Origin of the sequence: Mesorhizobium sp. B4-1-1 (assembly GCF_006439375.1) — a bacterium.
In the GTDB taxonomy this organism is placed as follows: Bacteria; Pseudomonadota; Alphaproteobacteria; order Rhizobiales; family Rhizobiaceae; genus Mesorhizobium.
Genome location: NZ_VFTH01000020.1, coordinates 90,841 through 100,964, shown reverse-complemented (window position 1 = coordinate 100,964; position 10,124 = coordinate 90,841). Strand labels below are relative to the sequence as shown.

The window sequence follows — 10,124 nt, the reverse complement described above, 5'->3', positions numbered from 1 at the left end:
CCGACCGTGCCGCCGAGCGAACCGCCGATGCCACCGGCACCACCGACTGCTCCATTGAGCGCATTACCCAGGGCGCCGACAGTGCCACCGAGCGTACCGCCGGCACCACCGGCTCCGCCGGCCGCGCCATTGAGGGCATTGCCCAGGGCACCAACGGCACCACCGAGCGTGCCGCCCGCACCACCGGCACCGCCGATCGCACCATTCAGCGCGGTACCCAGCGAGCCAACCGCGCCGTTCGCGGCACCGCCAAGCGAGCCACCGATGCCACCGGCACCACCGACTGCTCCATTGAGCGCATTACCCAAGGCGCCGACTGCGCCACCGAGCGCGCCGCCGGCACCCCCGGCTCCGCCGATCGCGCCGTTCACGGCATTCCCGAGAGAACCGACCGTTCCGCCGAGCGAGCCACCGATGCCACCGGCACCACCGACCGCACCATTGAGGGCATTACCCAGGGCGCCGACGGCGCCACCGAGCGTACCGCCGGCACCACCGGCTCCACCGATCGCGCCGTTCACGGCATTCCCGAGAGAACCGACCGTTCCACCGAGCGTGCCTCCGGTACCACCGACACCACCGACTGCGCCATTCACAGCGCTGGCCAACGAGCCAACCGCGCCACTGAGCGTACCAGTTGCAGCGCCGATCGGGCCGTTCACAGTAGTATTCAGGGCACCAACCGCGCCGCCCACCGTCGTAACTACGCCGGCCACTGACTTCCTGGCAGATTTGCTAACAGAGTCTGCGCTCTTAAGTGCTGATTTGCCAAGGCTGGCCACTGATTTGCGCGCAGACTTGCTGACGGCGCCAGCGGTCTTGCGGGCGGACTTTACAGTCTTGTGCACGGGTTTATGAACGTTGCGAACGACCTTGCCTACCTTGCCAACACCCTTCGCCACGCCGCTCACCGATTTACCGACCGCACTTACGCCGTGGTCGCCCACTGTGCTAACACCGCCAGCCGCTCTGCCAACTGCACCAAGGCCACCCACGGCGCCACCGACCGCACCGCCGACGCCACCTACGGCGCCACCGACCGCACCGCCGATGCCACCTACAGCGCCGCCGACTGCACCGCCGATGCCACCTACAGCGCCGCCGACACCACCCACCGCGCCGCCAACCGCGCCACCGAGACCGCCTACTGCATGACCGACGCCTCCGACTGCTCCGCCGACTGCACCACCAAGGCCACCCAACCCACCACCTGCCTGGGCTGTGATAGTTGTCAGCAACGCAATTGACGCCGTGGTGGAAAGGAGGAAATGAGAATGCTTGTAAGTCTTGGACATGGCACGCTCCTATTGGTTTTCTGCGCTGGTTTCTTGCAATGACAACTGCAAGGCCCATCGAACGGCCTGGGGAACAAGCCGGTCGACGACGCCTCGGAAAACTGAGAGTCAGGCGAGCCTTCGCTGGGATAGCCCCACCCGATCTTGCTATGCTCGCCCTCCGGAGCGAGCTCGCTTTTCTCATGCCGTTCGACGTTGAAGAGATTCACGATCCCGATCTTGCCTGGGCGCGGATGGGCGATCGGACTCAGGCCGTCTTGTGAACCTCCGGCGGCATCGCGTCGCGAAAGGGTGCTCGATGCAACAAAACGCGTTGCGCCGCCCTCGTTAATTACTGCTGCTGAAGACAATGAAGACAATGAAGACAATGAAGAAAGGATCTCGACTCCAGAAGAAGTGCTGGAAGTGATGCGATCGGTCATGTCCATTGCCTCCTGAACAAGATTTTGAGCAAGCGACTACGGTTCAGCATGGATCAAAGGCAGAGTGGAGATTCACGCTCTCCAAAGTGCCGTAGATCAGCTTCTAAATCGGTTTTTACCGGCGGTATTAAGCTAAAGGGCGATAAGACACATCGAGTAGCAGGCTAAACTATATCCATAAGCTCTGCGATTGCGGCCATATAACAAGCACTCATCTTGCGCGCATAACGCAGTGGACGTAATTGACAAATCTAGCGAATAATTATCCGAAACAGCCTAAGAGCATCGCTCAACATTATTGCGTTACCAGTGTATTAATTGGATAATTTGTTTAAAATTCTAACCGTTTTATAGTATAAGCTATTTTAAAAGTAATCACCGGCCGTCGCTGTTCCGTGCGGCATCGGAGACGATGCTGACCATCGCCCTTCGCGCTAGGGCCCCAAGAGGGGAAGTCTGTAAATGGCAGCGCCATTGCGCCCCACCGGGGAAGTATCATGGGGGGCATGGTGGCAATTCTGGCGAGTGACGGCGGTCCCGAAGGACCGTGGACGCCTCAGTCACGTGAACTTCGATCACGCGAATGCTCTGGCGGCGCCAGCCCGAAGCTGATCGCCTCCGTCTTTCGGCAAGTGTTCGATTCCGAAGGCCAATCTGCCCGCCAGATCTGCTCCGGACTGAACTCCCAGAGGGGACCGGGACTTCAAGCGCCTCCTCTTTTCAGCTTCGGCACCCTTGCGCTCTCACGCTCCAGCGCTGACGATTGACGCTCCGCTTCGAGTTCAACGCCAAAAATAGCCGTTTTCTGGTTCGCTGAATCCATTGAGCGTAAAAGTCCTATCTTGATGGTTCCATCGATGGCAATTTGCCGGTTTTGCAACATGGCAGGTTCGTGAGTGGCGCAGACACTTGAAGAGAAAGCGGAGCTGCCGTCCATCAGCAGCCAAATCCGGTTTGGCTACTTTGCATACGGCATGGCGGCGGCGGCAACAGCTCTGACGGCCGGGTCCACGATGGCGCAAGCGCACATCATTCAATCGGGGACGGGTGGATTTGGCAGCGGCTTCGAACATCCGCTGACCGGGCCTGATCATTTCCTGGCCATGTTTGCCGTAGGACTGTGGGGCGCCCAGATCGGTGGGCGTTCGATCTGGACGCTGCCGGTTGCATTCCCGCTGATCATGGTCGTGGGCGGGATTGCCGGAATAGCAGGTGTCCCGCTGCCCGGTGTTGAGATTGGCATTGCGCTGTCGATCATCGCCCTGGGGCTGGCCATCGCTTGCGCATGGCGGCCGGCGGAATGGGTTGCGTTGCTTATGATTGCCGTGTTCGCCATCTGCCACGGACACGCCCACGGCGCGGAACTGCCGAATGCAGCCGACCCGGCCGACTATGCAATCGGCTTCGTCATCGCCACCGGCTTGATCCACCTGCTGGGTATCGGATTCGGACTTCTGCTGGGCAAGGCATTCGGCGGACGGTTGTCGCAGGGCCTGGGCGGATTGATCGCGGCGGGAGGCGTTTATTTCCTTGTGGCCTGAAACATATCCCAAGCGATCGGCGTGGCGATTCCTGTTTCGATGGTCAGGCCCTGTCGTGGCCATCGCTGGCGTTGCCATGATCGGCGTACTTGCGACCTCTTCGGAAAAGACGCAGACGTCGTGGTGGATCCTCAACAGCGCCCTTTCTCCTGAACGCGTCTTGCCGCTGGTCGGACTGGGTGTTGCAACCGCTCTGGTAAGCCTGAGGCTTGGAGTTCTCACACTCGTGGCATTGCTGCTGGGCGAGGTGGTCGGGACTCTGCTTTACGATCGATTCCTTGATGTGATGGCCGGCGTAAGGGGAGCGACGACTCACGCTTTCCTTACCGCGCCATTTTCGATGCTGATAATCGGCGTCGTTCTCGTCGTTTCTGGTCGTTTCCGAACTTGGACAATCCCTGCCGCAGCATGTCTCATCGGCGCGTTGTTGGCCGTTGTCACAAAGCTCACCGACCCTATGTTGAACGATCTCCGAATACCGCTCTCGGGGACGATCATCGCCGTTTGGATCGTTGTCGCCGTCGGCCTTATCGGGCGGATTTTCCCGCCTGCGTGGTACACGATCGGCACACGCATCCTGGGCAGTTGGCTGGTCGCGATCGGGCTCCTCCTTGGAGGAACGGCGATCGCCACCAAACCTCCAACAACCATGCCCCAACCATCGGCGGCTGCTCCAGCCGATGGATTGGGCACTGGGAAATACCGCTACGAGGCTCCTGTTCAGCAATTTACCCGGCCGCGCGACCCCTTGAGGCAGGGCGAACGCAAGCTGATGCCGTGAACGGGGTCGCGGCCTAGAAAAACCTCCGAACGCGTAGCCGATCAAGCCGGGCTGCAGGCTGACTACTCTGGTGTTCGACGCTTTCAGCCGTGCACCGGGAAATCATTGCCCCGCTTTCAAACGCTGGATGAGACCGGCGACCAGATAGGCGGCCGCGCCCAGCGACGTGATCCAGAAACTCGTCGGCCAGTCGGTCAGGAAAGCAAGCCACAGGCTGCTCCAGGCGATGACGACCGCAAGCGCGACCGAAACGACGATACCCCGCAGCACACCGCGGGTCACGCGCAGCGTCGTTGCCGCCGGGGCGACCATCAGCGCGAAGACGAGAAGTACGCCGACGATTTGGGTGGCTTCAGCCGTCGTCACGGCGACAATGATCATGAACAATGTCGAAACCAGATCGAGGTTCACGCCCTTTGCCTCCGCCAGCTCAGGCTGCAGGCTGGCGAAGAGCAAGGGTCTGGAAATGACGGTCAAGCTGACCAGGATCGCCACGGACAGAGCTGCAAGGATGATGACCGTCCGGAAACTGATGCCGAGCACATTTCCGAACAGGACATTCGTCGCCTGGGACGCGAAAGCCGTGTAGAAATGCAGGAAAAGCAAGCCGAGACCGAGCGAAAGGGTCAGCACGATGCCGATCGCGACGTCGCGATGCGCTCTTTCGCCCAGAAGGCCGATGCCGATGCCGGCCAGCACGGTGAAGATAGTCAACCCGAAGAACGGCGACAGGCCGAGCAGGCCGGCGCCCGTTGCGCCGGGAAATCCGACATGAGCCAGCGCATGTCCTGCGAAGGTCTGGCCTCGCAGCACGAGGAAATATCCTACCGCCCCGGTCACGATGGCAACGACCGTGCATGCGGCGAAGGCATTGCGCATGAATTCGTAGTCAAACATCGTGAACATGCGCGGCGCCCTCCAGTTCAACGTCGTCGGCCATCACGAAGATGCGTCCGCCTACCCGCACCACGTTGATGTGCGTTCCATAAAGCCTCGACAGGACCGGACCGTTGATGACCTCGTCGACGCTCCCGATCGCGGCGTTGCCGTTCCCGAGATAGAGGACGGCATCGACGGCGCGCAGCAAGGGGTTGATCTCGTGCGAGCAGAAAATGACGGCGATACCCAGCCGCTCGCCGACCTCATGGACGAGTTCGATGATGGTGCGCTGATGCGCGGCGTCCAGGCTGATCAGCGGCTCGTCGAGCAGCAGCAGCTTGGGGTCGCCGATCAGCGACTGGGCGATGAGGATTCGCTGCCGCTCGCCCCCCGACAGCTCCGCGAACGGCCTCCTGGCGATATCGGCCGCGCCGACCTCTTCAAGCGCTTTCCATGCCGCGTCCTTCTCGAGCGCCGACGCCGCCGGCCAGCGCCAACGATGGCCGCCCGCCGCCGTGACGACGAGATCGAAGCCGCTGATGCCCGCATGGGTCACGGTGCGGCGCGCCTGCGGCATATAGCCTATGGCGGGATTGCCGCGTGTCGGCGGCCGGCCAAGGACGGAAATCGTTCCGCTGGCCGGACGGAAAAGCCCCAGGACCGCGCGCAGCATCGTTGTCTTGCCCGCCCCATTGGCGCCAAGCAGCCCCACGAACGCACCCTGTGGAATGGAAAAGGAGACGTCGGTAAGAACCCGGCGTCCCCCATAGGTCAATGTGACCCTGTCGAAGGCGATGACATTCATTGTGTGCGGGCGGCCAGGGCCTTCTGCACGTCACTGATCTGGCCGCCGAACCACGACTGGATCGTCTTGCCGGCGGGTTCCGTCTCGGTTACGCCTATGACGGTGACCTTGTTCTGCTTGGCAATGTCGAGGAGGCGCGTCGTCGCTTCGTCCGTCACCTGCGAATTGTAGAAGAGGATCTTGGCCGATCCGTCCTTGAGGCTGTTCTCGAATGCCGCCACCTGCGTCGGGCTCGGCTCGGCATCGTTCATCATCGTGACCTGAAAATCGTAGTTCAGCATCTTGAGGCCGAGGGCATCGGCCATATAGCCGAACACCGGCTCCGTCGCGGTGACCTCGGTTCCGCTATAGGCCTTCTTGACGTCGTCGATCTGCTTGTTGATTGCATCCAACGACGACTGAAACTTCGCCAGGTTGGCCTGATAGTGCGCTGCATTGGCGGGGTCGAGCTTTGAAAGGTCGGCGGAGAGTTGCTTGGCGATCGCGGGCAGCGTCGCTGGATTGTACCACAAATGCGGGTTGTCGCCCGACTTCTTGCCGATCAGATCCGCGGCCACGATGGTCGTGCGCTGCGCGTTGGTGGAGGCTGATAGAAGCTTGTCCATCCACGGATCGTAATCCGCGCCGTTGTAGATGACGATCTTGGCGTCGGCGATCGTGCGCGCCGTCGAGGGGCTGGTCTCGAACAGATGCGGATCGTCATCGGGATTGGCAAGAATGCTGGTCACCGCGACGTGGCTGCCGCCGATCTGATGGGCGAGATCGCCATAGAAATTCTCGGCCGCGACGATGTTCACCTTATCTTCGGCGCGAGCACCGCCGCCTGCGAGCAGTGCCGCCGCGAGCAACAGCGCCGCCGTGAAAGGAAAGGAACGCATGTCTTTCTCCTTTTGCAGTCCGATTCAACCCGATTGACCACTGGGTAGGTTATGTTATTACATTGGTCAATGAGAAAGCGATGTTATCACATAACAGAAATGTGATTTGATGCTCGATCCGCTCTCGGCCGGTCAGACCTTCAGCGGTCTGACGAAAAACCAGGCACTGGTCCTGGAGACTATAGCGAAGGCGCGCAAGCCGATCGGCGCATACGAGATTTTGAGAAAACTGAAGCCTTACGGGATCAAATCACCCGTGCAGATATACCGGGCGGTCAACAGCCTTATTCAATGCGGCATCGTCCACAAGGTTGAGAGCATCAATGCGTTCGTCCGGTGCACCGATGTCCATCTCCATCGTGGGCAAACAACGATTCTCGCGATTTGCGATGGCTGTGGAACAGTTGTCGAGCACCACGACGGGACAGTCGATCGGCTGCTTGAGGCCTGGGCGAGGCAAGAAGCCTTGCAGGTCGAGGCTGTCGCCATCGAACTCAAGGTGCGCTGCGCCAGTTGCAGTGCCTCTAGCTCCGCTGACGAACATTAAAACCCAAAGTTAGGGCGGCAATAACGGGCAGTGCCAACGGCAGGGCAATCGGTGAGTTAAAATTTTCAGGGCCCTGGCTCCACGACCCTTGCGTGATCGCCTATCTGATCGATCCAACTCTGTTCTCGGGGCGCCAGATTTCTGTTTCGGTTTGCACGGACCCGAGTCTGGACTATGGGCGCACCCACCAACATCGCCGGAAGCACTTGTAGGAGCCTCGGCAAATTGTTTCATGATTGAGACGATCGATTCCGCCCGTTTTTTCGAACCCCGGCAACGAAAGTGGGCGCTCTTCCGCGATAAAGATACGCCACAGGCGTCCATCCACATTAGATATCAAGACAGGTGAAAAAAATGAATGCCAAAATATATCTCGCCGGCCCCGATGTGTTCTCGGCAAAATCTTTCGAACTAGGGGAAAAAAAGAAAGAGATATGTTCCAAGCATGGGCTCGTTGGTCTTTATCCAACAGATGTCATCAAATATGACAGGCCGCTGTCGAGGTTTGAACAGGGTCTCTATGCCTATGACACCATGGAAACGGCCATGAACGAATGCGATGCCGCCATCGTCAACATGACCCCTTATCACGGCCCGAGCATGGATGCCGGATCGGCTTTCGAAATGGGATACATGCGCGCGCAGAACAAGCCGATTTTCGCATATTCAAACGATGGAAGACTTTTCGCTGGGCGCGTCGTTGGCTTTTGGGATGGCAAGATAACAATTCGCGACACCGGCGATCGCGAAGACCCTCAAGGCATGCAGGTTGAAGAGCACGATATGATCGACAATCTCATGATGGCCAGCGCCGTAGCGCGATCAACCGGGGTTCTCGTATCCGGTCACACCAATCCGACGGATATCTATGCCGCGCTCGAATATTTCGAAAGGTGCGTCGAGCTCGCTGCCAACTGGTTCAGGCGAATCAAATAGCCTCTACTGAATCGGAGAACCCGTGTGGGACGACCCTTTAGACGATGAGCGTTGCATTGCCTGGGGAAGGTCCGCAGCCGAGCGAATGGCCGATCGGTCCACACAGGCCAACTGCATCAACGAGCTAAGCAAGGCGGTACGCGCGGTATCGACGCAGCCCCGCTTTCGTCAGCCATGCAAAATGCTCGGAGATCGTATAGGCGGTTCCTCCGGGATAGAGGTTCATCGATGTCAAATTGAGATAGACGCCGGCCGCGGGGCTCAACCGGTCGTACTCGATGATCCCGCTTCCAGTGATGTAGATCACATCGCCCGGCCGCAGGCTTCTGCACGCATGCTCGATCGCCCGTTCCGTATCGTCCGGCGACAGAACCTGGATGAGCGCACGCGTGAAGTCTCCGGCAGGCTCGGCTGGGAAAGGGGTGCGTGGCGCGCCGCCGGGGTTGCGATCATCATTGACGACCACAGACTCCATAATTCCGCTAACCAAGGACGACAGCGGCCTTTCGACGTGAGGATCCAAGGTTCAACTCGAGCCGCCCTGCTATCTATCTACAGCGGGCGTGGCCGGCAGGGCTCGCCGACAGGACATTCGAGCGCGTCGCGGTCCCATTTGCCGAAATCGGCCGCCGCATCGTAAGTGCTCTGCAGAAACGACATGAGCATGGCTTCCGGGTTTTCCGCCTGACGTACCTCGTCGTAGGGCAAGAGGAATTCACCGAACGCCTTGGAGAAGAATGCTTGTTGCGGCTGGACCGCCGCGGAGGCGTAGCCTTCCGGGGAGGGATAGGCATAGGAATAGAAGGCTGCGTAGTCGATGAGGCCGCCGCCTGGCCAAAACCCGGCGCTGCTCACCTCATGCGAATAGGCTTCCCGGGTGATGGCATCGGGCAAGTGCGCAATGCCGCCCGGATGCAGCGGCGCCCGCTTGCCCGAAAAGCGCGTGACCGCTAGGTCGAAGCCGCCCCAGAAGAAATGCACGGGGCTGACCTTGCCCAGGAAACCGGTGCGAAATCGTGAAAAGACCTCGTGTGTGGAGAGCAGGATGCGCCAGAAGCGGTTGGCATAGTCGTGATCGTAGGAGGCGTGGACACGGTCTTGCTCGAACGCGATACCGTTGGCGATCTCGGACGGGCGGCCAAAGATCGGTGTCGTGAGCCCTAGCCCGTCGAGTGCGACCATCACTTCGTCGTAGAACTCCGCCACTGTCTTTGGCGCGAGCATGATTTGCCGGATGTGACCATCGCTGGTCCTCAGCCACAGCAGATGGTCTATGAAATCGAAATCCATTTGGAGTGCTCGCCCACCCATGGGAATCGGCGAGGTCGTCAGGCCGCGAACCGTCACATAGAGAGGCACATGCCACGAATGGTTCAACCACGGCTCGCGCATGAGGCGGATATTGCCGACGATCTGGGTCCAAAGGTGGAGGGTTTCATATGTGTCCTTCCAGGCGGCGAAAGGGAGATCCGGCCAGCGTTCCGATTTCGTGGCAGACGACATGGGTTCTTTCCTGGGTTCGATGCGATTGATTGCAGGCTGCGATAGACGCGCACTATAGGGAGGGTGCCTGCATATTGGCCAGACCACCCGGGCTCGGAGCGATGGTCGATATTCGTGACCGACCAACATGCCACGACTCTCAGCCATTGACCCGGTTAGTCTTTCCACTGGACGAGCATGATGCATGCCGCTGGCGTCGGCTGCGATCATTTTTGTTGCCCGCGTGTGGAGTTCGGCATAGGCGAACTTGCCGGTGCGATCGTTGGCCACGAACAGGTAGCGTTGCCTTCGGCGGTTTGCACCTCGGCAATGTCGATATGGAAGCAGCCGATCGGATAGGCCTTGAACTTCTTCTTGAGCTGCTTGTCGCCTTCGACCTCAGCCAGCCTCGAAATACCATGGAGCTGTGGGTCCAGTCGGCAGATCGGCGACCAAGTCCGACCCTTCCGCTTGGCAACGGCCTTCGGGTCCATCCCGTAGCGCTTGGACAGCTTCCTTCGCCCTGCGGTACCGACCGCCTTGCTGAGGTAGGCTGAA

13 protein-coding genes and 1 pseudogene are annotated in these 10,124 nt (G+C 59.9%); 6 read left to right on the top strand and 8 right to left on the bottom strand.

Features of this window, described 5'->3' with window-relative positions:
- Together FJW10_RS30560 and FJW10_RS31000 are read left to right on the top strand one after the other, a co-directional pair.
- The coding region (locus FJW10_RS30560; RefSeq protein WP_210239826.1) for a hypothetical protein at positions 1 to 719 on the top strand (719 nt) is incomplete at its 5' end.
- Between the two features lie 135 nt (positions 720 to 854).
- Positions 855 to 1,247 carry a hypothetical protein gene (locus FJW10_RS31000; protein WP_181177652.1) on the top strand — a complete coding sequence of 131 codons (393 nt, stop codon included), beginning with the start codon at positions 855 to 857 and terminating at the stop codon, positions 1,245 to 1,247.
- On the opposite strand, the gene FJW10_RS24285 is transcribed toward FJW10_RS31000, so the two are convergent.
- Complete coding sequence (locus tag FJW10_RS24285; protein ID WP_140901940.1) at positions 1,232 to 1,717, bottom strand: hypothetical protein; 486 nt, start codon at positions 1,715 to 1,717, stop codon at positions 1,232 to 1,234. The genes FJW10_RS31000 and FJW10_RS24285 overlap by 16 nt on opposite strands.
- A 703-nt stretch (positions 1,718 to 2,420) precedes the next feature.
- Positions 2,421 to 2,600 carry a hypothetical protein gene (locus tag FJW10_RS24280; protein WP_140901939.1) on the bottom strand — a complete coding sequence of 60 codons (180 nt, stop codon included), beginning with the start codon at positions 2,598 to 2,600 and terminating at the stop codon, positions 2,421 to 2,423.
- A gap of 13 nt (positions 2,601 to 2,613) precedes the next feature.
- On the opposite strand from FJW10_RS24280, the gene FJW10_RS24275 reads away from it, so the two are divergent.
- Both FJW10_RS24275 and FJW10_RS24270 read left to right on the top strand, forming a co-directional pair.
- Positions 2,614 to 3,258 (top strand): HupE/UreJ family protein, encoded by a 645-nt coding sequence (locus FJW10_RS24275; RefSeq protein ID WP_348639766.1) that lies wholly within the window; start codon positions 2,614 to 2,616, stop codon positions 3,256 to 3,258.
- A gap of 76 nt (positions 3,259 to 3,334) precedes the next feature.
- Positions 3,335 to 4,039, top strand: coding sequence for a hypothetical protein (locus FJW10_RS24270; RefSeq protein ID WP_140901938.1), 705 nt, complete (start codon positions 3,335 to 3,337; stop codon positions 4,037 to 4,039).
- 102 nt (positions 4,040 to 4,141) lie between these two features.
- Here the strand turns inward: FJW10_RS24270 and FJW10_RS24265 are convergent, their stop codons facing one another.
- The 3 genes from FJW10_RS24265 to FJW10_RS24255 are packed head-to-tail and all read right to left on the bottom strand — an operon-like array spanning position 4,142 to position 6,601.
- On the bottom strand, positions 4,142 to 4,945 hold the full coding sequence (locus FJW10_RS24265; protein ID WP_210239825.1) for a metal ABC transporter permease: 804 nt from the start codon (positions 4,943 to 4,945) through the stop codon (positions 4,142 to 4,144).
- A complete protein-coding gene (locus FJW10_RS24260) occupies positions 4,929 to 5,723 on the bottom strand; it encodes an ABC transporter ATP-binding protein (protein WP_140860665.1) in 795 nt (264 codons plus the stop codon). Before FJW10_RS24260 ends, FJW10_RS24265 begins: the two co-directional genes overlap by 17 nt.
- The gene (locus tag FJW10_RS24255) at positions 5,720 to 6,601 is read right to left on the bottom strand and encodes a zinc ABC transporter substrate-binding protein (protein ID WP_140901937.1); all 882 of its coding nucleotides are present in this window, start codon (positions 6,599 to 6,601) and stop codon (positions 5,720 to 5,722) included. Before FJW10_RS24255 ends, FJW10_RS24260 begins: the two co-directional genes overlap by 4 nt.
- 109 nt (positions 6,602 to 6,710) lie before the next feature.
- On the opposite strand from FJW10_RS24255, the gene FJW10_RS24250 reads away from it, so the two are divergent.
- Complete coding sequence (locus FJW10_RS24250) at positions 6,711 to 7,148, top strand: transcriptional repressor (RefSeq protein ID WP_140835740.1); 438 nt, start codon at positions 6,711 to 6,713, stop codon at positions 7,146 to 7,148.
- Positions 7,149 to 7,502: 354 nt separating this feature from the next.
- Entirely contained in the window at positions 7,503 to 8,084 is a 582-nt protein-coding gene (locus FJW10_RS24245; RefSeq protein ID WP_140901936.1) for a nucleoside 2-deoxyribosyltransferase, read from the top strand.
- Between the two features lie 124 nt (positions 8,085 to 8,208).
- On the opposite strand, the gene FJW10_RS30550 is transcribed toward FJW10_RS24245, so the two are convergent.
- The 3 genes and pseudogenes from FJW10_RS30550 to FJW10_RS30545 all read right to left on the bottom strand — a co-directional run.
- Entirely contained in the window at positions 8,209 to 8,559 is a 351-nt protein-coding gene (locus FJW10_RS30550) for a hypothetical protein (RefSeq protein ID WP_181177651.1), read from the bottom strand.
- A 77-nt stretch (positions 8,560 to 8,636) separates the two neighbouring features.
- The gene (locus FJW10_RS24240) at positions 8,637 to 9,587 is read right to left on the bottom strand and encodes a DUF5996 family protein (RefSeq protein ID WP_140901949.1); all 951 of its coding nucleotides are present in this window, start codon (positions 9,585 to 9,587) and stop codon (positions 8,637 to 8,639) included.
- A gap of 198 nt (positions 9,588 to 9,785) precedes the next feature.
- Positions 9,786 to 10,084 (bottom strand): annotated as a pseudogene (locus FJW10_RS30545) (IS481 family transposase); the annotation flags it as partial.
- Positions 10,085 to 10,124 lie beyond the last annotated feature (40 nt).